The sequence below is a fragment of the Vibrio sinensis genome, assembly GCF_003605645.1.
Classification (GTDB): Bacteria; Pseudomonadota; Gammaproteobacteria; order Enterobacterales; family Vibrionaceae; genus Vibrio; species Vibrio sinensis.
In genome coordinates, this window is sequence record NZ_QVMU01000002.1 from 157,713 (window position 1) to 182,239 (window position 24,527).

The window sequence follows — 24,527 nt, forward strand, 5'->3', positions numbered from 1 at the left end:
ACTTAGTCGCTTAATCGTATCCAATACTTCATAAAAAATGCCCTTACCTAAAGGGCATTTTTTTTATTATCTAACATACTCAATACTCAGGTAACAGAGGGATAAACGCATATCTACTGGTCAATGATCTCATTTTGACGTAAAATTTGCGCCCCTAATTCCATATGGTGGAATTGGCCTGACTTGAGATCAGATAACAAGAGAATTGAGCAATGACTGAGAAAAAATTCGTACCAGAACTACTATCACCAGCGGGTAGCCTTAAGAACATGCGTTACGCATTTGCCTACGGTGCAGATGCGGTATATGCAGGTCAACCACGTTACAGCCTTCGCGTACGTAACAACGAGTTCAACCACGAGAACCTACAAATTGGTATTAATGAAGCTCATGCTCTAGGCAAGAAGCTTTACGTGGTGTGCAACATTCAACCGCACAACTCAAAACTAAAAACGTTTATTCGCGATCTTAAACCTGTTGTTGAAATGGGCCCTGATGCTCTAATCATGTCAGATCCTGGTCTTATCATGATGGTTCGTGAAGCTTTTCCAGACATGGCAATCCACCTATCGGTTCAAGCGAACGCGGTAAACTGGGCAACCGTTAAATTCTGGGCGGCCTATGGTGTTGAACGCGTTATCGTTTCTCGTGAACTTTCTCTAGAAGAAATCGAAGAAATTCGTGAACACTGCCCTGAGACCGAACTTGAAGTATTCGTTCACGGCGCATTGTGCATGGCTTACTCTGGTCGTTGCCTACTATCTGGCTACATCAATAAGCGCGATCCAAACCAAGGTACTTGTACTAACGCATGCCGTTGGGAATACAAGGTCGAAGAAGCGAAAGAGAACGACGCCGGCCAAATCGTTGAAGCGTTCGATCCAAAAGAAGCACAAGCAATTGAAGTTGCTGATGAGCGTCCTGAAACGACAATTGGTCGCGGCAAGCCTATCGATGACGTGGTACTGCTTTCTGAAAGTCACCGCCCTGAAGAAAAAATGGCAGCGTTTGAAGATGAGCATGGTACTTACATCATGAACTCAAAAGATCTTCGTGCGATTCAACACGTTGAACGTCTGACTCAAATGGGTGTCCACTCTTTGAAGATCGAAGGTCGTACTAAGTCATTCTACTACTGTGCACGTACTGCGCAGGTTTATCGTAAAGCAATTGATGATGCTGTCGCAGGCAAACCGTTTGACGAGAGCCTAATGGGTACGCTGGAAAGCCTAGCGCACCGTGGTTACACCGAAGGTTTCCTACGTCGCCACACACACGATACATACCAAAACTACGACTACGGTTACTCAGTTTCTGATGCTCAACAATTTGTTGGTGAGTTCACTGGCAAACGCCGTGGCGACCTAGTTGAAGTTGAAGTGAAAAACAAATTTGTTGTGGGTGATAGCCTAGAGTTAATGACACCAAAAGGTAACGTTAACTTCACACTAGAAGTGATGGAAAACCGTAAGTCAGAAGTCATTGATGACGCAAAAGGTAATGGCCACTTTGTCTTTATTCCTGTTCCACAAGACATGGATTTAGAATACGGTCTACTGATGCGTAACCTTAACGATGGTCAGGATACTCGTAACCCAACTGGTAAGTAACCTCTGATTTGGTAAGAAAAAATGGCTCTGCTGATAACCGATAAATGCATCAACTGTGATATGTGTGACCCTGAGTGCCCAAATGGCGCTATCACAATGGGGGATTCGATTTTTGAAATTGACCCTATGTTGTGTACTGAATGTAAGGGCCATTACGACAAACCGACTTGCCAGTCAGTTTGTCCAATTACAAAATGCATTATCACCGATCCAAACCACATTGAAAGTGATGATGAACTACTCGAAAAGTTCGTGATCATTCAAGGTTTGACTTAGGCTGTACGCATATTAAAAAGAAAAGGCTCATCACATGATGAGCCTTTTTTTAGCCTGATTTTGCGATTGGGAAAATATTGCAATACAACTCTTTCTCATATTGAAGCTCAAGTTGATCGCGCCAATTTACTGCTTTCCCAACAGGAATAAGGAAAAACTGCTCTCGCGACATATCGGTAACAAACGCTAAGCCATGTTGCATCAATTCATAATGCACATCATGAACAAAACCCAAATCAAAGCGTTGTCGACCTGTTAAATGATTCACATCATCTCGCGATAAAATAATCGCACCTGCATCACTACTAAATCTTTGCTTTAGCCAGTCAGCGAAATCCTTTGCACATACCATAGTCATTGGAGTGTCCTTGTCGTTATATCTACAGAGATTAAGCCTACCCTATAGAATCGTACACCAATTTATCCTCGATGCTTGTGTCTACGCACTAGCTAGCCGGTCGACGAATTCACTATTGTTTTTGTATGACATGTAGAGAAGCGCATCAAGATACATATCAATTGAACTGTCTCTTTAAATCTAGGCAAAGATTTAGATATTCTCCAATGATAATTTTATCGGTAGTTATCAGACCTAAGTTGAAACCTTAATTTGAGCGAGCCAACAACTCACTACACTGCTGAGGTAAAACTTTCTTCGGCTTCGCTTTTACTGGCTTCTCTTTTTTCTTTTTTGAATCCGTTTTCGGCCTCAATTCTTTTACCTTAGAATTTGATTTAGGTTTCCAACTAGCCACTTCGCTACCACAGCCATCTCCTTTTGGTGGAGGGGCTTGAGGAACACAATTCAAATCATCCTTAGGGCAATTTAAACGCACATGCATATGATAATTATGACCCCACCATGGGCGAACTTTTCTTAACCAGCTACGGTCTCGAGTTTCTGTTTGACACAATTTTTCCTTGATAACAGGATGAACAAAAATCCTCGCGACATCAGAATCTTTCGCCGCCATTTTCACCATATTAAAATGTCGAGAATCCCAGTTTTTTTCCATTAACTGGTATTTTGGCATGTTAACCAAGGTGCGAGGTTTAGGGACTTTTAGCTGCCCATCAGAAAGCTTGGTATCCGCTAAACGATACCAAATATCAATATCTAGTCCGGTCTGATGGCTCGAGTGCCCAGAAGAAAATCGCCCTCCTTGGGGTAAAGACATGTCCCCAATCAGCACATGAGTTTTGAGCTCAATTCGTGCCCGATGGGAAAAACGTTCAATAAACTCAATCGTCGCTGGATGACCGTAATAACGCTTATTCTGACTACGTAAAACCTGGTAACCAACCCCTCTTAGTGGCAAGGCTTTAGCACCAATCAAACAACCATTGGCATAACTGCCTACCGACTCTGCTGGATCAATCGATGGGCGCTTTAACGACTCCCAAGGGGAAGCCAAGCTGAAAAACGGGAGTAACCCAAGCCATATCCATTGCCATGGTTGTTTCATTATCAAATCCTTAATTACTTAGCCCTTAATAGTGTTCACCATTGTCATAATAGTCTTGCTTATTTAGCGCACTAAAAATAACTGCGACATCGATATCTTCACCAATCACATCACGTACTTGTCGAGTGATTATTTGCACAACGGCATTTTTAACTTCTTGGCCACGATCAAACCAAAGAATTTCGACGAATGGATAAGCACGAGAAACTTCTCCCTCATGATAGAAAGTGGTGTAAAGGTATTCAAAGGTGAAATCTTCTCGTGGGCAAGCCATATGTGGCTCAAGCTCATCAATAAGCGTTTTTGACAGGGTTTGCACCATTGAGGGTTCAACAGCACGAAAGCGGAGATGTGGCATAACGACGTCCTTGTTATGTTTCGAATCTTTCATCATAACAAGATAGCAAGAGGCTAGAGAATTTGTTCAAAAACCTGAGAGTGTAGCGACAAAAAAACCGCTGACTTGCAGCGGTTTTCTTTCGTTAGTATTAAGTTCTACGGCATTTCGTCGAACTCAGCACCCTCTTTTTCCACTTGTGGTGGCATTAGGTGTTCTTTAGTAATACCCAATCGCAATGCTAGTGCCGAAGCCACATAGATTGACGAATAAGTACCTACAGTAATACCTAATAGTAGAGCTGTCGCGAAACCATGGATCATGGCGCCGCCTTGTGCAAATAGCGCGATAACTACGAAAAGTGTCGTCGCAGAGGTAATCAAGGTACGGCTCAATGTTTGAGTAATTGCACTGTTGATTACTTCCTCTGGATCACCTTTGCGCATTTTACGGAAGTTTTCACGAATACGGTCAAATACTACAATCGTATCGTTGAGCGAGTAACCAACTACGGTCAGCAATGCCGCCACGATCGTCAAGTCAACCTCGATCTGCATCATCGAAAACACGCCGAGTGTAATGATGATATCGTGCGCAAGCGCCATTACAGCACCAGCCGCCAAACGCCATTCAAATCGCACTGAAACATAAAGCAAGATACAGATTAGCGATGCTAAAATCGCCAAACCACCTGCTTCTGTTAGTTCATCCCCCACATTAGGGCCAACAAACTCAATTCGACGCATTTCAACGTTTTCGCCTGTACCCTCTTGGATAGCGGCAATGATTTGGTTGCCTAACGCTTCACCCGACATATTGTCGCGTGGGCGCATACGTACCATAACATCACGAGCACTACCGAAGTTTTGTACAATCGCATCACCAAAACCTTTTGCATCTAGTGCAGTACGAATTTCTTCAAGGTTTGCTGGTTGCTCAAAACCTACTTCGATTAGCGTACCACCCGTAAAATCTAGACCCCAGTTCAACCATTTGGTTGATAGAGTAAAGATCGATGCACCAATCATTAGAATTGAGAAAGCAAAGGCGAATTTTGACCAACGCATAAAGTCGATCGTGCTCTCTGCTTTTAGAATCTGAAACATATTAATTCCCAGCCTTAGATCGACAATTTATCAATGCGTTTGCCACCGTATAGCAAGTTCACGATACAACGTGTTCCGACAATCGCGGTAAACATAGAAGTCAGAATACCGATAGACAGTGTAACGGCAAAGCCTTTCACTGCGCCCGTACCCACAGCAAACAAAATGATTGCGGTGATAAGCGTTGTGATGTTGGCATCAGCGATAGTACTGAATGCATTCGAGTAACCATAGTGAATAGCTTGTTGAGGGTTACGCCCCTCTCGAATCTCTTCACGAATACGCTCGAAAATCAGTACGTTCGCATCAACAGCCATACCGACCGTCAATACGATACCGGCGATCCCTGGTAGCGTCATTGTCGCCCCTGGAATCATCGACATAATACCGATAATAAGTACTAGGTTCGCCATCAATGCCACGTTCGCAATCATGCCAAACTTACGGTAGTAAACGATGGTAAATAGCATTACTGCTAACATACCCCAGATACAAGCCTGAATACCCATGTCGATGTTCTGTTGACCCATTGATGGACCAATCGTACGTTCTTCAACAATTGAGATAGGCGCAATTAAGGCACCAGCACGAAGTAGTAGTGCAAGGTTGTGCGCTTCAGCCGCTGAATCAATACCCGTAATGCGGAAGTTGCGGCCAAGTGCAGACTGAATCGTCGCTTGGTTAATCACTTCTTCATGCTTGGTAAGAATCACTTTGCCTTCAGGTGTTTTGCGACCACTGTCTTTGTACTCAGCAAATACTGTCGCCATTAGCGAGCCAATATTTTTCTTTGAGAACGCTGACATCTTGCTACCACCCTCACTATCAAGTGAGATGTTAACTTGTGGGCGACCGTATTCATCAACACTAGAGCTTGCATCTGTGATGCTTGCACCACTAAGGATGACACGCTTTTTCAACACAACAGGGCGACCATCACGATCCGTTTTGATTTCACTACCGACTGGCGCACGGCCACTTGCAGCCGCTGCTAAATCAGCGCTATCGTCAACTTCACGGAACTCAAGCGTCGCTGTCGCACCCAAAATTTCTTTGGCGCGAGCGGTATCTTGAACACCCGGTAACTCAACAACAATTCGACTTGCGCCTTGGCGCTGAACTAAAGGCTCTGCTACGCCAAGCTCGTTAACACGGTTGCGTAGGATAGTGATGTTTTGTTCAACAGCGTAGTTACGAATTTCTTGTAGACGTTGCTCGGTAAATGTCGCAACCAGAGAAAAGCGACCTTGTGTTTCAGAATCCACAAAGTTCATATCTGGATGATTTTTTTGCAGTAAAGCTTTTGCTTCAGCTAATTGCTCTTCATTACGTAGCAATACTTCTACAGCTTCTTTACCTGACGGACGAATTGCACGGTAACGGATTTTATCTTCACGTAATTCACTACGGAAAGCTTCTTCCTGTTGTCCGACTAATTTTTCCATCGCAGCATCCATGTCCACTTCCATCAAGAAGTGCACACCACCACGCAGGTCAAGACCAAGCTTCATCGGTGACGCACCGATAGACTCAAGCCAATTAGGCGTAGCTGGAGCAAGGTTTAATGCAACAATTTTATCTTTGCCAAGTGCTTCGCTGATAATGTCACGCGCACTAATTTGCGTGTCAGTGTCGTTGAAACGAACAAGAATTGATCCATTTTCGAGAGCAATGGATTTATGAGAGAGGCCTTGGTTATCAAGGGCTTTAGTGACAGAATCCAGCGTTGACATATCTACAGAGGCGCCACGCGCCCCTGTAACTTGAATCGCCGGATCTTCACCGTATATATTTGGAAGTGCGTATAAGGCAGCGACGGCAATCGTCAGCATCACCATTAAATACTTCCATAACGGATAACGGTTTAGCACAGCGAGGATCCTTAAGCTGTCTTATAGAGACTTCAGTGTACCTTTTGGCAGCACTGCAGTAATGAAGTCTTTCTTAAGTACCACTTCATTATTTGTGTTTAGCTCAATTGAGATGTAGTCATTCTCTTCAGAGATCTTAGTGATTTTACCCACTAGACCACCGCTTGTTAGAACTTCATCACCTTTGCCCATGGAAGACATAAGCGTTTTGTGCTCTTTCACACGTTTTGCTTGTGGACGGTAAATCATGAAATAGAAAATCACAGCGAACATCGCAAGCATGATAATCATTTCAAAACCGCCACCAGGTGCGCCTTCAGCTGCTGCGTGAGCTTTAGAAATAAACATTAAAACATCCTCTATTATTTTTTTAGATAATCCAACAAGTTGGGCTCTAATCTTTTAGTTTCAAGTCACAGCGTTCGTAATAGAGATCGCTATCCCAAAAATAATCGATTATTGCCTACTTTATTAGCAAAAGCCTTGAGTACTAACCCCAAGGCTTTAATTTTTATTACTTACCTACTGGTGGAACGTCACGGTCACGACGAGCATAAAACTCTGTCACAAACTGATCAAAACGGTCTTCATCAATCGCTGTACGAATGCTTTCCATTAGGCGTTGGTAGTAACGCAAGTTATGGATAGTATTCAAGCGCGCACCTAAGATTTCGTTACAACGATCTAGATGGTGTAGGTATGACTTGGTGTAATTTTTACAAGTGTAACAGTCACAGTGTGGATCTAATGGTGTTGTATCCGTTTTATGTTTCGCATTACGGATCTTGATCACACCACCAGTCACAAATAGGTGACCATTACGTGCGTTACGCGTTGGCATAACACAGTCAAACATATCGATACCGCGACGTACACCTTCTACTAAATCTTCCGGTTTGCCAACACCCATTAAGTAACGAGGTTTGTCTTCAGGAAGTTGTGGGCAAGTATGCTCAAGGATACGGTGCATATCTTCTTTTGGTTCGCCTACTGCTAGGCCGCCTACTGCGTAGCCATCAAAACCAATGTCAGTTAGACCTTTTACTGATACATCACGTAGATCTTCGTAAACACCACCTTGGATAATACCAAATAGGTTATTTTCGTTTTCTAGCTTATCGAAGTGATCGCGTGAACGCTGAGCCCAACGAAGTGACATTTCCATCGATTTTTTCGCTTCATCGTGTGTCGCCGGGTATGGCGTACACTCGTCAAAGATCATCACGATGTCAGAACCTAGGTCCTTTTGAATTTCCATCGACTTTTCTGCGTCCATGAAAATCTTGTCACCGTTTACCGGGTTACGGAAATGCACACCTTCTTCAGTAATTTTGCGCATGGCACCAAGACTAAATACTTGGAAACCGCCTGAGTCAGTCAAAATAGGACCTTGCCAGTTCATGAAATCGTGCAAGTCACCATGCAATTTCATCACTTCTTGGCCAGGACGTAACCATAGGTGGAAAGTGTTACCAAGCAGAATTTCTGCGCCAGTTTCTTTCACTTCTTCAGGGGTCATACCTTTTACAGTACCGTAAGTACCTACAGGCATGAAAGCCGGTGTTTGAACAGTGCCACGATCGAAGGTCAGCTGACCACGACGTGCAACACCGTCTTTTTTCTTAAGATCAAATTTTAATTTCACGAAGCCTCCAATTGTCAGAGAAACAGTCTGACGATTTAATTTAGGGCAAAGCTGTGCCCTATGAGGAGCGGTCGCAAATTCCATGCGAGAAGTACATCGGGAGCCCCTTTGCACAACCTAGCCTAATGCTAGCACTCGTTAAATAATGTGTTCTTTCATGATGAAAGAAACAAACAGGCCGCCATTCAAAGGCGACCTGATTCAAATCCACGTCATTTTACTCTGAAATGTAATTTTTACGTAGCATTTCAGCGTTTTGATTTTAGTCGGTTTTCTTAGTAATGAACATCGAATCGCCATAACTAAAGAAGCGATACTTGTTGTCCACCGCATGCTGATACGCGTTCATGGTATGATCGTAACCAGCAAATGCGCTCACCAACATAATTAAGGTAGACTCTGGTAAGTGGAAATTAGTAATTAAGCAATCAACTAACTGATACTCATAACCAGGGAAGATGAAAATTTCAGTATCACCAAAAAATGGTTTTAGCTCAGTACCATTTTTTACTGCATCTTGAGCTGCACTTTCTAGTGAACGAACTGACGTTGTACCCACAGCGATAATACGACCACCGCGCGCTTTAGTTGCATTCACCGCATCCACGACTTCTTGAGTCACTTCAACATATTCCGCATGCATATGATGCTCTAGAATATTATCAACCTTAACTGGTTGGAATGTTCCCGCACCAACGTGCAACGTGACATAAGCAAACTCAACGCCTTTTGCTTTCATTTTCTCAAGCAGAGCATCATCAAAGTGCAAACCAGCCGTCGGTGCAGCAACTGCGCCCGGCTTTTGGTTGTATACCGTTTGATAACGTTCTTTGTCTGCATCTTCGTCTGGACGGTCAATATAAGGAGGAAGCGGCATATGACCAATTTCTTCCAAAATTTCTAATACCGTTTTATCTGAGTTGAAACGCAACTCAAACAGAGCATCATGACGAGCGACCATTTCGGCTTGGTAGTTATCACCCTCACCTAGAATGATGGTAGAACCCGGCTTTGGTGATTTAGAACAACGAACATGAGCTAAAATGCTCTTTTCATCGAGCATACGCTCAACGAGCACTTCTAGCTTACCGCCTGATTCTTTACGACCAAACATACGAGCAGGAATAACGCGAGTATTGTTAAACACAACCAAATCACCAGCTTGTACGTGATCTAGAACATTGGTAAACGTGCCATCCACCAGCTCACCGCTATTACCATTGAGCTGTAATAAACGACTCGATGTGCGTTCAGGTTGAGGGTAGCGAGCGATTAGCTCGTCTGGAAGGTCAAAATGGAAATCAGATACTTGCATGCTACTTACTTGTGTCGTTGTCTATAAATATAGAGCGATGAATACTGTGTGATAAATGCTATGCGATGAGTTTTTCGCAGCCGCTTAGTATAGGCTGCCAATGGTCAATAGCAAGGGGAGATATTGTAATCGAATTTTTCATCAATACGAACCACTCAAACTTACTCTTCACCACCCATTATGAAAGAGTGAAATATCCGATAGTTCTTAAGTGGTGAATATCAAGCTTTTCCGAGAAAATTTTGCAGGTTTTCCTACCTAAAACACGTGTTAACAATTCCCTTACTTTTTTAGTGGAGAAAAACGAGTCAGCTCCCAAAATTACCGCCAAAATCTTTCTATAGTTACTAGTAGAAGCAAATGTTCCTGACGTTTTGTCTATCAAGATAATTTATCTGGGAAGCATTTGAGACCAGACATAGGTAAAGGAGGTTACCATGATAAAAGTCGAAGATATGATGACTCGTAACCCGCACACATTGTTGCGTTCACATACACTCGCTGATGCTAAACGCACCATGGAAGCATTGGATATTCGTCATATTCCAGTTGTTGATGCCGACAACCGTTTACTCGGATTAGTCACTCAGCGGGATGTGCTTGCCGCTCAAGATTCTAGCCTACAGAAAGTCCCAGATGAACAATCATTTACTTTAGCGGCGCCGCTATACGAAGTCATGCGTACCGGCGTGATGTCTGTGGCACCTCAAGCTGGCCTTAAAGAAAGCGCAACTTATATGCAAAAGCACAAGGTAGGTTGCTTACCCGTGGTAAGAAAAGGCCATTTAGTTGGAATCATTACTGACAGTGACTTTGTCGGTATTGCGATCAACCTCTTAGAGCTTCAAGAAGAAGTCGAACCTGGAGAGTTGGATTTAGATACTGAGGAGCTAGATGCAAATTGAGGCGACTCATAACAAGCTGCTCGTTAAGACGACCGTGCAAAGCATAGATAAAGCCTAAAGATACAAATGTAATCTAAGCTGCAATCTACAAAAGCTATCCCATAGACAAAGATACTGTCGATAAACTAAAAAAAGAGCGGCCAAGGCCGCTCAAAACATGTCAAAGTTCATACCTAAACTTCTACATAACCCCCTCATCGGCAATGCGAAATTAGGGGGGGATTTATTATCTTCTAGCAGATGAATATCGAATCCAAGACTAGAATTGATCTTCTTCAGTAGAACCTGTCAATGCTGTCACTGACGAGTTACCACCTTGAATAGTATTGGTCATTTTATCAAAGTAACCCGTACCGACTTCTTGTTGGTGAGCAACGAACGTGTAACCTTTATCTGCTGCTTCAAACTCTGGACGCTGTACTTTCTCAACGTAATGACGCATACCCTCACCCTGTGCATAAGAGTGTGCTAGCTCAAACATGTTGAACCACATGTTGTGAATACCCGCTAGAGTGATGAACTGGTACTTGTAGCCCATATCTGAAAGTTCTTGTTGGAACTTCGCGATAGTCTCTGCATCTAGGTTCTTCTCCCAGTTGAAAGACGGTGAGCAGTTATATGCTAACAGTTGATCTGGGTATTCTGCGTGAATCGCTTCTGCAAACTTACGCGCTTCTTCTAGACAAGGTGTCGCTGTCTCACACCAAATTAGGTCGGCATATGGTGCATAAGCAAGACCACGAGAGATTGCTTGGTCGATACCTGCGCGAACACGGTAGAAACCTTCTTGCGTACGCTCACCTTGGATGAAGTCCGCATCATATGAATCACAATCAGAAGTAATTAGGTCTGCTGCGTTCGCATCTGTACGTGCAATAACCAATGTTGTCGTGCCAGATACATCCGCTGCAAGACGTGCTGCAACCAGTTTCTGTACAGCTTCTTGTGTTGGAACAAGAACCTTACCACCCATGTGGCCACATTTTTTAACTGAAGCTAGCTGATCTTCAAAGTGAACTCCTGCCGCACCCGCTTCAATCATTGATTTCATTAGCTCGTAAGCATTTAGAACGCCACCAAAACCGGCTTCTGCGTCAGCAACGATAGGCAGGAAGTAATCGATACCACCTTCGTCTTGTGGTGATTTACCACCAGACCATTGAATTTGGTCAGCACGACGGAAAGAGTTATTGATACGCTTAACCACTGATGGAACTGAATCAACTGGATATAGCGATTGGTCAGGGTACATAGTTGAAGCAGTGTTATTATCTGCTGCTACCTGCCAACCTGATAGGTAGATGGCTTCGATACCCGCTTTTGCTTGTTGAACCGCTTGACCACCAGTTAGAGCACCAAGACAGTTTACGTAGCCTTTCTTCGCATCGCCGTTAACCAGTGACCAAAGTTTATCCGCACCACGTTGGGCAATAGTATTTGCAGGTACCATTGAGCCGCGTAGTTCTACGACTTCATCAGCCGTATATGGACGTTTTACGTTTTTCCAGCGAGGATTGGTTGCCCAATCTTTTTCTAGAGCTTCAATTTGTTGACGGCGAGTTAATGTCATTGGTCTATCCCTCTTTTATTATCAGCACGTTAATGCTTTGATTTATTTTTTTCTCCGGCAGGACATCCTTCTCTGCCTTGAAAATTCATCACGTTGTGGTTGTTTCGTTATTGCTGTGTAGGTTGAAATCTTTAGTCCAAGTAGTCATACCCTGGGACTGTTAAAAAGTTTGTTAGCTCATCACTGGTGGTCAGTTTTGTCATCAGGTCAGCCGCTTCAGTAAAACGACCCGCTTGGTAGCGTTCTTGTCCTACTTCCTGCTTAACGACCTCAATTTCCTCTGTAAGGTATTGAATGAATAATTCATTCGTTACAACCTGACCGTTATCAAGTGCTTTGCCGTGTTGAATCCATTGCCAAATCGATGCGCGGGAAATCTCTGCTGTTGCAGCGTCTTCCATCAAACCGTAGATAGGTACGCAACCGTTGCCTGAAATCCATGCTTCAATGTATTGCAAAGCAACACGGATGTTATGACGCATTCCATTTTCACTACGTTCTCCATCACAAGGGGCGAGAAGCTCTTCAGCTGTGATTGGCGCATCCGTGCTACGGCTTACATCTAATTGATTGGTTCGTTCACCAAGGACTTGATTGAATACGTCCATTGCAGTGTCAGCTAAACCAGGGTGTGCTACCCAAGTACCATCGTGGCCATTTTGCACTTCTAATGACTTATCATTTTGAATTTTGTCTAACACTTGTTGGTTCGCCACCGGGTCTTTTGCTGGGATAAAGGCTGCCATGCCTCCCATTGCAAAAGCACCACGTCGGTGACAAGTTCGAACCAGTAGTCGTGAATAGGCATTAAGGAACGATTTATCCATGGTGACTACTTGGCGGTCTGGCAGAACGCGATCTGGGTGTTTCTTCAATGTTTTGATGTAGCTGAAAATGTAATCCCAACGACCACAGTTCAAACCAACAATATGCTCTTTTAGTGAAAATAGAATTTCATCCATTTCAAATACAGCTGGTAGCGTTTCAATCAATACTGTCGCTTTAATCGTGCCGGTATCTAAACCAAAGTACTCTTCAGTGAAATGGAAGACATCGCTCCACCATTTCGCTTCATGGTGAGACTGTAGTTTTGGTAAGTAGAAGTAAGGACCGCTGCCTTTTTTAAGCAAGGCTTTGTAGTTGTTATAGAAATAAAGGGCAAAATCAAACAGCGCGCCTGGGATAATTTGCTCATCAAAGGTGACATGTTTCTCTTTTAAATGAAGCCCTCTAACGCGGCAAATCAATACTGCCGGGTCATCAGTCAACTGGTAGTGTTTACCATTACCTGGGTTGGTATAACTGATTGTGCCATTTACCGCATCGCGCAAGTTCACTTGACCATCTAGCACTTTACCCCACGCTGGTGACATAGAGTCTTCAAAATCAGCCATAAACACTTTCACATTCGCGTTCAAAGCATTGATGACCATTTTGCGATCTGTCGGGCCCGTAATTTCCACTCTGCGATCTTGTAGGTCTTGAGGAATACCTAGAATTTTCCAACTGCCTTCACGGATATCTTGCGTCTCTTCAAGAAAGTCTGGTAGTTCGCCAGCATCGATACGAGCTTGCTTCGCTTCACGGGTTGATAATAGTTGTTCAATTTGTCCCGCAAAGCGATCGCACAATAGAGATAAGAAAGTTTGGGCTTCCTTTGGAATAATGGCTTGGTGATCAGGTGAAACATGACCATTTACACTAAGCCTAGCTAAAGTTTCTTGGGCTTCGGCTGGTTTCTGTTCTCTATCAGGTGTTTGAGCAAACATGGCTTCTTCCTTAAATTCATTCGGCACTAAAATTACATTTGTAACTATTAAACAACGTCACAGGTTTCCATTCTTTGCGCTGCTTTTCACTACCAAGTGCTGTTCGTCGGTCTACTTTCTCTGACTTGATGATGCTTTTCAATCTAGACATAAGTCTTACAACGTCTGTATTTAACTTATCTCAAGCGGCATCAAAGCTAAACCCCTAGAGTTAAGGAATCGTTAAATTCAAAGGATTATTCGGTAGCCAATAAGTTGTTGATCTAGGCCATAAAAATGAATGTTATTACGTAATTTAATTACAGTGAAATTGACCCTGTAAAAAAAATAACACCCATAAACTTAAGAGGGATATTGATAACTAATTACTTATTGATCAAAAGGTTAAAACAACAAGCAAATCAAAAATTGAATGTGCGATTAGATTTGTTCTGTGAAATTCACACTGTGAAATTTCACAATTTAATGAAAGGTTCATCAAAGAAAGCTTGTAAAATTTTACAAGTCAAAAAAGACGGAAAGCATTAAATGCTAAAAAACACACCATTTGCAGTGTATTTTTTAGGCTAAGTTGGTAGGTTCAACGCTAATACTTATTGCTACAACAGTTCAGAAACTAATTCTGCCAGCTGATTAAATGTTTTCACTCTTGAGGAACTAGGGCGCCAAACAAGACCTATGTCACGATATGCTTGCTGGCCCGGTGGATCAATAATGACTAAATTTTGGTTGTTCAATAAACCATGATCGATCGCCATTTGAGGAATGAATGTCGTGCCTAATCCATTCGCTACCATTTGAACCAAAGTATGCAGGCTAGTTGCAGAGAACGGATTAATCTTCTCTTTTTCAGTCAGCTGACAAGCGGAAACGGCATGCTGCGTTAAACAATGCTCTTTCTCTAATAAGAATACGGATTCATTCGGTAAGTCATCATATTGAATTGGAACTCGGATTCCATCCACTTGCTCACGACTGATCACCATACGAAATGGATCTTGCCCTACAACACAACTCTCCATTCCATCAATTTCAACCGGTAGAGCGAGAATCAATACATCGAGTTCGCCATGACGCAAGGCCGCGAGTAAATTAGTGGTCGTGTCCTCGCGTAGCAGTAAGTTGAGTTTAGGGAAGCGAGAGTTAACTTGTTGGACTAAATCACACAAAAGAAAAGGGGCAATGGTGGGGATACACCCCAAACGTAAGCGCCCTTCCATATCTTCACCCTGGCACAAACGACCAAGCTCCACTAAATCTTGCCCTTTCGCCAGTAATTCTCTGCCTTGCTGAACCACTAGTTCGCCAGCGTGAGTGAATACTAGCGGGCTTTTCTTATCTTTTTTTTCATAGAGTGGGCAACCAATCAACTCTTCTAAGTTTTGAATGCCTTTACTCAATGTAGATTGACTAACAAAGCAGCGCTGTGCGGCTTCACTAAAATGTCGAGTTTCATGCAAGGTGACTAAATAATGTAACTGTTTAAGACTTGGCCATTTATTCATAATTCTATAGGTATCGCTGCCGTTTCTAGTGATCGAGTTTATACTTTTGAGTTAATCGCTTTTCTCGATTAACTTAATCTATTTATTTCGCTTTTTTCAATACTACAATCTGTACTATAGTTTGTCTCGTACAAACACGGACCCAAACCAAAACAATAGAGATGGTTTGGAACTATCAGATATTCTAGGAGCAAAAAAATGGTACTAGTTGGTCGTCAAGCCCCTGATTTCACTGCAGCAGCAGTGCTAGGTAATGGTGAAATCGTTGATAATTTCAACTTTGCAGAATTCACTAAAGGTAAGAAAGCGGTTGTTTTCTTCTACCCGCTAGACTTCACTTTCGTTTGCCCATCAGAGCTAATCGCTTTTGACAATCGCCTAGCTGATTTCCAAGCTAAAGGTGCAGAAGTTATCGGTATCTCTATCGATTCACAATTCTCGCACAACGCATGGCGTAACACTGCTGTCGAAGATGGCGGTATCGGTCAAGTTAAATACCCACTAGTTGCAGACGTTAAGCACGAAATCTGTAAAGCTTACGATGTTGAGCACCCAGAAGAAGGCGTTGCTTTCCGTGGTTCTTTCCTAATTGACGAAGATGGCCTAGTACGTCACCAAGTCGTTAACGACCTACCACTAGGCCGTAACATCGACGAAATGCTACGTATGGTTGACGCTCTAAACTTCCACCAAAAACACGGTGAAGTTTGCCCAGCACAATGGGAAGAAGGCAAAGCAGGTATGGATGCATCACCTAAAGGTGTAGCAGCGTTCCTATCTGAGCACGCTGGTGACCTAGCAAAATAAAACCTTTTAATGCCTGCGCTCAAACAGGTAAATGGTTGGACATATAAAGCATAAGCGCAAAGCGCACACCGCCAATCAGTTAAAAGTAAAGTCCTTATTAAAGCCCAGTGCACCGCACTGGGCTTTTTCTATATGATTTTCAGTACCACAAACTCAGTTCATCCGTTCAAATAAGCTCACTCACAGACCAAGTAAATATAATCTCACCTTTTTTTCACAGCTAAACGAGTATAGCAACGCATTTTTTTAGATAAATACAGTCTAAGTAAGCGGTTGTCGTTCACACTTTTTTGGCGTTATCATGAAAATAAGGTGATGGGGTGCCACCACAAGCGCAAGCTTGGAACCGCGAAAATGCTGATGACTCCTACAGAATCGAAAACAGGTATACCTGTTGGGTATGTGGCTGTATCTATACACCCATATTAGAGATCTGTAGTGAACAACCTACCTCCCAACCCCACCTGTTTTCTCAAAACAATATTGATGATTTCCAATAATCTCTGTAAGCAGAGAGTTTATCTGGCGATCTCACACTGGGAAAACACTATGCAATATTCACATGAAATTCTATCAATGTGCCCTATTCAACGTGGCAACTTGCACTCTTCTGCTCCCATTCCTATTGAAGGGGCCATGATCAATCCTAAAGACGTAATTTCGATTTCTGGTCTTAGTCATGGCGTCGGTGCTTGTGCGCCGCAGCAAGGAGCCGCAAAGCTCACTCTCAATGTGAAAAATGGCATTATTGAAGAAGCACTGATCGAAACCATCGGCTGTTCAGGCATGACACAATCTGCAGCAATGGCGGCAGAAATCCTGACAGGAAAAACCATTTTAGAGGCGCTCAATACGGATTTAGTTTGTGATGCCATCAATGTCGCAATGCGAGAAATCTTTTTACAATTCGTCTATGGACGTACGCAATCTGCATTTTCCGAAGGTGGTTTAGAAATCGGTGCCGCACTCGAAGATTTAGGTCAAACACAACGCAGCCAAGTTGGCACCAGTTACGCAACAAAAGCCAAAGGTGTTCGCTATATGGAGCTTGCTGAGGGCTATGTGACCAAACTTGCCCTCGATGAAAATAGTGAAGTCATCGGTTACGAATATCTCAATCTAGGCAAAATGATGAAAGCCCTCAGTGAGGGGATTATTGCCGATCAAGCACTGATAAGTGCGACGGGTACCTATGGACGTTTTGATGAAGCCGTTCAAACCATTAACCCACGCCAACAGTAATTTTTCGACAACATTACTTCGCACTAGTAGAGGAAAAAGATCATGACAACCCAATCCAACGAATCCGTACTCAGCATATTAAATGAAATGAATTTGACCTCCCTTGAGCAAGCCTATCAATATTGCCTCGAGAGAAATATCAATCCTAAAGCCCTAGTTCTCGATACTCAACCTATTGCCTTTGAAAGCGCAGCCGATGCTTACACATTAGGGACTGCCCTTGCTCTTTACCGCAATGCGGAAAACGCAGAACAAGCAGCAAATATTATTGGTGAAGGTCTACAAGCATTTACTAAATCAGGCAGCGTAGCGCAACAGCGTCAAGTCGGCCTTGGTCATGGTGCTCTAGCCGCCCGTTTACTCAATGAAAGCAGTCGTTGCTTCGCTTTTTTGGCTGGCCATGAATCATTTGCCGCCGCAGAAGGGGCGATTAAAATTGCACTAAACGTTAATAAATCTCGTCAAACACCTCTTAAGGTCATCTTAAACGGTTTAGGTAAAGATGCCGCTTATTTAATCTCTCGTATCAATGGTTTTACTTACGTTCGAACCCAATACAATTACGATACTGGTGAATTAGTCGAAGTGGAACGTCGCCGTTTCTCCCAAGGTTTACGCGGTGATATTCTTTGCTATGGCGCAGATGATGTGCGCGAGGGTGTCGCTATCATGCACAAAGAACAGGTTGACGTCAGCATTACCGGTAACTCGACCAACCCAACCCGCTTCCAACACCCTGTTGCTGGTATTTACAAAACGGAACGTATTCGCCAAGGATTACCTTATTTCTCTGTAGCTTCTGGCGGTGGTACGGGCCGAACACTTCATCCTGATAACGTTGCCGCAGGACCGGCCTCTTATGGGATGACCGATACTATGGGTAGAATGCACGCTGATGCCCAATTTGCAGGTAGCTCTTCGGTTCCCGCGCATGTGGCCATGATGGGCTTTATTGGGATGGGTAATAATCCAATGGTAGGGGCTACCGTTGCTCTTGCCGTTGCAGTCAATGAACAACGAACATCATCAACTTGTCATTAAGGTTGAGCCACGAGTAGAACGAATAATAAGTAAAGATGAGTCACCTTGCTCATCTTTACTTATTAGCTGATTAATCATTGATCGTAATTATTTGAACAGCATTTCTCATAAGACAAATGTATCGCTAAAAAGACAAAGCGTATCCGCCGATAGACTTTATCTCTTCTCCCCCTTTTCACTCCTGTATAGTCTCTTTATGATGTCCATAACCAAGTTACTTGGACAGATAGACTTATTTTAATCTCTTGCCTTTGAGCAAGAGAACCAAGACTCAACACATGGAGATCAACTATGGCTTTCTTTTCTCTAGCCTTTGGTACTGCGACTAAAAATCGTGACGGTAAAATCATCGAAGCATTTTTTCCAAACCCAATTGTTAACCCAACAGACGAACTCGTAAATGCACTTGCTGCAGTTGCAGGTTACGAACAAGGCAACCAAGCTATTGAGATCTCTGCAGCGCAAAGCGCAGAACTTGCTACTGCATTCACTGCAAACGGTGATACTGCTAATGCTTCATTCGCATCAAAAGCGGCAGAATCAGCACAACCTCTTATACTAGTTATTCTCGCCACTGATGAGCAACCTCAATCCGTTGCTGAAGGCTTCCTAAAGCTGCAATTGATCTCTAACCGTCTAGTAAAACCACACGGTACTGTGCTTGATGGTATTTTTGGCTTACTGCATAACATCGCATGGACAAACGAAGGTCCTATCGACCTACCAGAACTTGCTGACCGTCAAATCGAAGCTCGTCTTGCAGGTCGTGCTCTGTCTGTCGATTGTGTCGATAAATTCCCTAAAATGGTGGATTACGTGGTACCAACTGGCGTTCGTATCGCAGATACTTCTCGCGTACGTCTTGGTGCACATGTGGGTGAAGGTACGACAGTTATGCATGAGGGTTTCATTAACTTCAACGCGGGTACGACTGGCGTAAGCATGGTTGAAGGTCGTATTTCTGCGGGTGTTGTTGTAGGCAATGGCTCTGATATCGGCGGCGGCGCTTCTATCATGGGTACACTGTCTGGCGGCGGTAAAGTGATCGTTTCTATCGGTGAGAATTCTCTACTTGGTGCCAATGCTGGCCTTGGTTTCCCACTAGGTGACCGCTGTACTGTTGAATCAGGTCTGTATGTCACTGCAGGTTCAAAAGTACGCATGCTAGATTCAACGGGTCAAGAAGTTGAAATTGCAAAAGCACGCGATCTTGCTGGTGTTTCTGATTTACTGTTCCGTCGCAACTCAGTAACAGGTCAGATTGAATGCCTAGCAAACAAATCAGCAGTAGAACTAAACAGTGAGCTGCATAAGAATAACTAATTATATTAGCTTGCTCTTCACGACTAGAGTCCATCACTGTTCTCAATCGTGATGACTATCCCCCGCAATTATCATGATATTTCATCGATACGCGGGGGATTTTTATTTTTTCATCCAAAGAAAGCTGACCTACATCATATCCACAAAGCAAACCCTGCAACGAAAACCAATGACGTGAAAACCATCACACTCTCAATTATCGCTAAAAGATATTATCTTAAAATTTCGTGACCGCGATGTCGGTAATGCCAAGTTTTAGCGGCTGTTCTCTATGCTCTCTATCGAAGACAATAAAAAAAAGTGGGATTTTTATCAAAAACACCACTGGGTGTCACCTGAGTTTACTCTCTCTCCCGTTCTAAAATCATGGGAACGCTGCACGAAACAATGCAGCCCTTACAACTGGTCAAAGCCACACATTGCGTCTGGTTACACCCTTTCTTCTCTGATTAAGCGTAATGAACGTATCATTGGTTGTGCAACAACCGTTGTGGAAGATACTTACGATCTCCTAAAGGGAGAAGAGCTAGTTCTGTTTGTAACAGATGATAATGGCTGTATTTTATTTAGTATCGGTCATGAATCAACGCAACAGGAAATGAATGATCTCGGCTTTAAGATGGGTGGTTTTCTCTCCGAGGGTAAAATTGGAACAAATGCTGTCAGCCTTTGTATTGATGCCCATACCCCTGTAGAAGTGTTTGGTGCTGAGCATTTCAATCGTCACTTACATGACTACGCTGCTGTCGCCGCCCCTGTTTTTGATACTTTCGGTAAACTACGCGGCACGATTTCAATGATCAAGCGCGCTACTCAATACCACAGAGAAAACCTTGTCATCATAACTTCCTGCGCCAAAGAAATTGCCCTGCAATTGCATATCCAAAGCGAACAAGAAAACATGAACCGCTTGTTGTCAGCACATAATGCGACATTAGAGTGTATGGACGATGGCATATTAGCTTGGAACAATGAAAACCGTATCACTATGCTCAACCATCAAGCTGAACGGTTACTCAGCATCGCTACATCAGAGGTTATCGAGAAAGACGTTTTTTCCACAGTTCGCTTTGCACCACTCATTTTAGAAAATATTGAAACTCGCGAAATTGTGCGGCGCCGACAAACCACAGTTGAAGTCAATGGCGTGTTTATTGAAGCAATCATCACTCTTTATCCTTTAAGTGATGGTTCCAATCTGATGTTCATTCACCCAATCGATAAGATCCGTGAATTAGCCCAACAACAAATCGGTGGTAGTGCCAAATATACGTTCGCAACGTTACCGGCAGTCTCTCGAAAAATGAAGCACATCATAACGGTCGCCAAACGAGCTACAAAATCAAAAGCTCCAATACTCATTACCGGAGAAGAGGGAGTCGGGAAAAGTGACTTGGCCATGGCGGTACACAATGAGAGCGATTATAAAAATGGTCCTTTCATTACCCTCAACTGTCGATCAATTAATACCGACCAAATGGTTCGAGATACATTAGGTTATGATGAGGGCCAAGGTTTACCCTCTAAATTTGAATTAGCACACAATGGCACTTTGTATTTAGAAAAAGTCGAATACTTAAGTGCTGAATTGCAATCGGTGATCCTGAAGCTATTAAAAACAGGATTGATTAGTCGCAGTGATAGCCAACGACTCATTCCGGTCAATATTCAGCTCATCACCAGCAGTTGTGCCGATATTAGTATTTACGTAGCTCAACGTTCTTTTGGTCGCCAACTCTACTACGAAATCTCATCCAATGAACTCAACATTCCACCGCTGAGAAAACGAAAAGAAGACATTGAACATATGATGTTCAAGATCATCAATAACTATGAGAAACGCCACAATGTCGTGATTGCGATGGAAAAGGTAGTCATTGACGCGCTCATGAACTTCGCTTGGCTAGGCAATAATTCAGAATTACGTAACCGTATGGAGCGTATACTCCTCAACCGCAGCTCCAACCTAATAAAGATCGAAGATTTACCTGAGGAGATTCGTCACAACTTGGCGGATAGCAGTCAACTTGAAAACCAAGTGATTCTTTCACTTGAAGAAGTGGAGAAGAAAGCGATCATCCAAGCTTGGAGTTTATGTGATGGAAAAGTCCAAGACATGGCAAAAGCGCTGAAAATTAGTCGTACGACGCTGTGGCGGAAAATGAATAAGTACAATCTAAGTGAAATGATTGAGCTCGTTTGAGTACAACTGAAAGATCAAAGGGTCAATTCTGATATCGACCAATAAGAAAGCCCTCGATATTCCTATCGAAGGCTTTTTGATCATCATAAGTCTAAAGCTATAAGCTAGAACGAGAAGCTTAAGCTTGTACGCTTAAATCGACTGTTCGTACTTGTTCTTTTAATGCAGGAAGCACACTGGCACTGGCACTGAACTTACGTAAACCTAATTGCAGAAGTAAATCTGTCGCCTTAGTATCACCGGCCATTTCGCCGCACATACTGACTGGAATTCCCGCTTTATTTCCTGCAATACACGTTATTTCAATCGCTCGAATAACGGCAGGTTCAAAGTAGTTCACCAATTCTGCAACCGCTGTGTTACCGCGATCGGCAGCCATAACATATTGTGTTAAATCATTGGTACCAATAGAGAAAAAGTCGACTTCTTGCGCGAGTGCATCTGCATTCAAGACCGCAGCAGGGACTTCAATCATAATTCCCACAGGCAAATCTAATGACTGAATACCCAAAACTTTAGCTTCACGCGCAATCAGAGCTTTCACTCGTCGAACTTCTTCCACCATTGCGATCATTGGGATCATCAATTGAATATTACTTTGCTCTTGATGTGCTCTTAGTACCGCTCGAATCTGAGTAACGAATAACTCTTCATGTTGCAAACATAAACGCACGCCACGCAAACCAAGGAACGGGTTTTCCTCTTCAGGCATAGGGTAAGCCGCTAACGGTTTATCCCCACCGACGTCAAGACTGCGAATCGTGAGCGGTTTGTCTCCAAAAGCGTTAGCAATATCTCGGTATACCGTATATTGCTCATCTTCACTTGGTAGCTCATCACTAGTTTGGAACAAGAACTCCGTGCGGAATAAACCGACACCTTCCGCGCCATTTTGCAGTGCAAAACTAACATCTTCAGGGCCACCAATATTGGCGAGAACTTGAATTTCTGTTCCATCACAAGTGATGGCTTGCTGTTGAGCACTTTGCTGCGCAACTTGCTGCGCTTCTAGCCATTCACTGCGTTTTTGTTCTAGCTCAGCTTCAACTTCAGCCGACGGCGCAAACCATAATAAACCGCTAAAACCATCAACTGTGATTACTTGACCTGGCTTCACCTGATCCAAACAACCTTGAACTTTCACAATCGCAGGAATACCCATTGCACGAGCAAGAATAGCACTGTGAGAAGTTTTACCACCCTCACTTAAACAAATCGCTAAAACTTTGTTTTTATCTAAACCAGCCACATCAGATGGCATAAGATCTCGTGCTAACAAAATACTTGGCTGAGAAATTTCTACTGCGGCTGGCTTCTCACCCGTCATTTGAATCATCACTTGACGAGCAATATCAAATACATCCGCTTCACGTTCGCGCATATACACGCTGTCAGCATTGCGGTAATCCGTCGCTAGAGTATTAACCGTGTCCATCCATGCTTGTTCAGCAATCGCGCCTTGTTTAATACCCTCGACAATCGCTTGCCACCACTCTGGGTCAGACAGCATCATCAAATGAGCTTGGAAAATGTCACCATGAGGCAGTTTAGCTTGCGCACTCAGGTGTAATTTTACCAATTCAATCGCTTGCTGAATTCGTGTAATTTCAGCACTTTCTGCTTCAAATTCACGAACTGGAATAGCCGGCATTTCTTGAGCAAACAACACAGCAGGCGCTGAAACAATGCCGCCATTAACGCTTAATCCAGCAATCGCACCTGAAATCCCATGAGCTTCAACTAGCTCTTGCATCGACTCTTGTACATCTTCAGCTTCTTCTTGCACACCTAAGCGAACGGCATCCGCTTCACCGAAATGATCATTCGCCAATTGTGCAAATGCATTAACGGCTGCTTGAGCATCACTACCACTGGCGTAGAAACATACCGAATCTCCGCATCGAACACCCAGTTTGGCGATATTATTCAAGCTTTTAGCGCTAACGCGTTGTTCGCCTTTCTCTAGCCACATATCACAATTAAACGTCGCTAATTGGCCAACAATCGCCGCCGCCGGACGCGCGTGAATACCATGTGGGTTTTGAACATGCCATGTAAAATCAAGTGCATTTTGAAGCGATGACGCATCCATATGAGGCTGGCTCGCATGATTTTCGTCATCACTCATTTCGCCTAAATGTTCACGTTTAACATCTAAAGCACTACGTGCTTCTGCAATGACAGCTTCGATTGGCAGACCAGCCGCTGCCGCAACTGATGCTGCCATCGTACCTTCAACAATTGGCGCTGCGATAAGGGCAATTTTGTCGCGCATCTCGTCGTCGAGTAGCTCAAGAGCCATTTCAGTACTAAGTAATGCACTGCCCAAATCCATCAATACAACGGCGCCTTGCTCATCACACACTTCTTCAAGCGCAGCCATGACCGCAATCGCATCAGTACCAATTGGGTTTTCTGGATCATCAATACCCGCGGCAATCGCTAGATTGACTTTACCCTGCGTCATTTGGATGGCCAATTCGGCCACCCCTTCAGCTAAACGACGACTGTGAGAAACAACAACAATCCCAACCAT

The 24,527-nt window shown here is 43.5% G+C and carries 20 protein-coding genes and 1 riboswitch; of the genes, 8 read left to right on the forward strand and 12 right to left on the reverse strand.

Going from position 1 to position 24,527, the window contains the following annotated elements:
- Positions 1-212 precede the first annotated feature (212 nt).
- Together trhP and DZ860_RS04240 are read left to right on the forward strand one after the other, a co-directional pair.
- On the forward strand, positions 213-1,610 hold the full coding sequence (trhP, locus tag DZ860_RS04235) for a prephenate-dependent tRNA uridine(34) hydroxylase TrhP (RefSeq protein ID WP_120029677.1): 1,398 nt from the start codon (positions 213-215) through the stop codon (positions 1,608-1,610).
- 21 nt (positions 1,611-1,631) lie between these two features.
- Positions 1,632-1,886 carry a YfhL family 4Fe-4S dicluster ferredoxin gene (locus DZ860_RS04240; protein ID WP_120029678.1) on the forward strand — a complete coding sequence of 85 codons (255 nt, stop codon included), beginning with the start codon at positions 1,632-1,634 and terminating at the stop codon, positions 1,884-1,886.
- Between the two features lie 49 nt (positions 1,887-1,935).
- Here DZ860_RS04240 and DZ860_RS04245 read toward each other — a convergent pair whose 3' ends face one another.
- From DZ860_RS04245 to queA, 8 genes are all read right to left on the reverse strand, one after another.
- Positions 1,936-2,244 carry a hypothetical protein gene (locus DZ860_RS04245; RefSeq protein ID WP_120029679.1) on the reverse strand — a complete coding sequence of 103 codons (309 nt, stop codon included), beginning with the start codon at positions 2,242-2,244 and terminating at the stop codon, positions 1,936-1,938.
- A 247-nt stretch (positions 2,245-2,491) separates the two neighbouring features.
- Positions 2,492-3,352, reverse strand: coding sequence for a penicillin-insensitive murein endopeptidase (gene mepA / locus DZ860_RS04250; RefSeq protein WP_120029680.1), 861 nt, complete (start codon positions 3,350-3,352; stop codon positions 2,492-2,494).
- A 25-nt stretch (positions 3,353-3,377) separates the two neighbouring features.
- The gene (locus DZ860_RS04255; RefSeq protein ID WP_120029681.1) at positions 3,378-3,710 is read right to left on the reverse strand and encodes a DUF1904 domain-containing protein; all 333 of its coding nucleotides are present in this window, start codon (positions 3,708-3,710) and stop codon (positions 3,378-3,380) included.
- Between the two features lie 137 nt (positions 3,711-3,847).
- Positions 3,848-4,795, reverse strand: a complete 948-nt coding sequence (secF, locus tag DZ860_RS04260; protein ID WP_120029682.1) for a protein translocase subunit SecF — start codon at positions 4,793-4,795, stop codon at positions 3,848-3,850.
- 14 nt (positions 4,796-4,809) lie between these two features.
- Complete coding sequence (gene secD, locus DZ860_RS04265) at positions 4,810-6,666, reverse strand: protein translocase subunit SecD (protein ID WP_120029683.1); 1,857 nt, start codon at positions 6,664-6,666, stop codon at positions 4,810-4,812.
- 21 nt (positions 6,667-6,687) lie between these two features.
- Positions 6,688-7,014, reverse strand: a complete 327-nt coding sequence (gene yajC, locus DZ860_RS04270; RefSeq protein WP_120029684.1) for a preprotein translocase subunit YajC — start codon at positions 7,012-7,014, stop codon at positions 6,688-6,690.
- A gap of 166 nt (positions 7,015-7,180) precedes the next feature.
- Positions 7,181-8,311: a tRNA guanosine(34) transglycosylase Tgt gene (gene tgt, locus DZ860_RS04275; protein WP_120029835.1), complete on the reverse strand. Its 1,131-nt coding sequence runs from the start codon at positions 8,309-8,311 to the stop codon at positions 7,181-7,183.
- Between the two features lie 262 nt (positions 8,312-8,573).
- Positions 8,574-9,626, reverse strand: coding sequence for a tRNA preQ1(34) S-adenosylmethionine ribosyltransferase-isomerase QueA (gene queA, locus DZ860_RS04280; RefSeq protein ID WP_120029685.1), 1,053 nt, complete (start codon positions 9,624-9,626; stop codon positions 8,574-8,576).
- A 437-nt stretch (positions 9,627-10,063) separates the two neighbouring features.
- On the opposite strand from queA, the gene DZ860_RS04285 reads away from it, so the two are divergent.
- Positions 10,064-10,531, forward strand: coding sequence for a CBS domain-containing protein (locus DZ860_RS04285; protein WP_120029686.1), 468 nt, complete (start codon positions 10,064-10,066; stop codon positions 10,529-10,531).
- A gap of 259 nt (positions 10,532-10,790) precedes the next feature.
- On the opposite strand, the gene aceA is transcribed toward DZ860_RS04285, so the two are convergent.
- The 3 genes from aceA to DZ860_RS04300 all read right to left on the reverse strand — a co-directional run bounded on the left by aceA (position 10,791) and on the right by DZ860_RS04300 (position 15,375).
- Positions 10,791-12,101 (reverse strand): isocitrate lyase, encoded by a 1,311-nt coding sequence (aceA, locus tag DZ860_RS04290; protein ID WP_120029687.1) that lies wholly within the window; start codon positions 12,099-12,101, stop codon positions 10,791-10,793.
- Between the two features lie 131 nt (positions 12,102-12,232).
- A complete protein-coding gene (gene aceB, locus DZ860_RS04295; RefSeq protein ID WP_120029688.1) occupies positions 12,233-13,870 on the reverse strand; it encodes a malate synthase A in 1,638 nt (545 codons plus the stop codon).
- A 599-nt stretch (positions 13,871-14,469) separates the two neighbouring features.
- A complete protein-coding gene (locus DZ860_RS04300; protein WP_120029689.1) occupies positions 14,470-15,375 on the reverse strand; it encodes a hydrogen peroxide-inducible genes activator in 906 nt (301 codons plus the stop codon).
- Between the two features lie 198 nt (positions 15,376-15,573).
- Here DZ860_RS04300 and DZ860_RS04305 point away from each other — a divergent pair, with 198 nt between their 5' ends.
- The 5 genes from DZ860_RS04305 to dhaR all read left to right on the forward strand — a co-directional run bounded on the left by DZ860_RS04305 (position 15,574) and on the right by dhaR (position 21,991).
- Positions 15,574-16,182: a peroxiredoxin C gene (locus DZ860_RS04305; RefSeq protein WP_120029690.1), complete on the forward strand. Its 609-nt coding sequence runs from the start codon at positions 15,574-15,576 to the stop codon at positions 16,180-16,182.
- 302 nt (positions 16,183-16,484) lie between these two features.
- Positions 16,485-16,559, forward strand: a riboswitch (Fluoride riboswitch).
- A gap of 172 nt (positions 16,560-16,731) precedes the next feature.
- On the forward strand, positions 16,732-17,424 hold the full coding sequence (locus tag DZ860_RS04310; RefSeq protein WP_120029691.1) for an iron-sulfur cluster assembly scaffold protein: 693 nt from the start codon (positions 16,732-16,734) through the stop codon (positions 17,422-17,424).
- 42 nt (positions 17,425-17,466) lie between these two features.
- Complete coding sequence (locus DZ860_RS04315; RefSeq protein WP_120029692.1) at positions 17,467-18,465, forward strand: GGGtGRT protein; 999 nt, start codon at positions 17,467-17,469, stop codon at positions 18,463-18,465.
- 291 nt (positions 18,466-18,756) lie between these two features.
- A complete protein-coding gene (gene dapD, locus DZ860_RS04320; RefSeq protein ID WP_120029693.1) occupies positions 18,757-19,788 on the forward strand; it encodes a 2,3,4,5-tetrahydropyridine-2,6-dicarboxylate N-succinyltransferase in 1,032 nt (343 codons plus the stop codon).
- A 271-nt stretch (positions 19,789-20,059) separates the two neighbouring features.
- Positions 20,060-21,991 (forward strand): dihydroxyacetone kinase operon transcriptional regulator DhaR, encoded by a 1,932-nt coding sequence (dhaR, locus tag DZ860_RS04325; RefSeq protein ID WP_120029694.1) that lies wholly within the window; start codon positions 20,060-20,062, stop codon positions 21,989-21,991.
- Between the two features lie 118 nt (positions 21,992-22,109).
- Here dhaR and ptsP read toward each other — a convergent pair whose 3' ends face one another.
- Positions 22,110-24,527: a phosphoenolpyruvate--protein phosphotransferase gene (gene ptsP, locus DZ860_RS04330; protein ID WP_120029695.1), complete on the reverse strand. Its 2,418-nt coding sequence runs from the start codon at positions 24,525-24,527 to the stop codon at positions 22,110-22,112.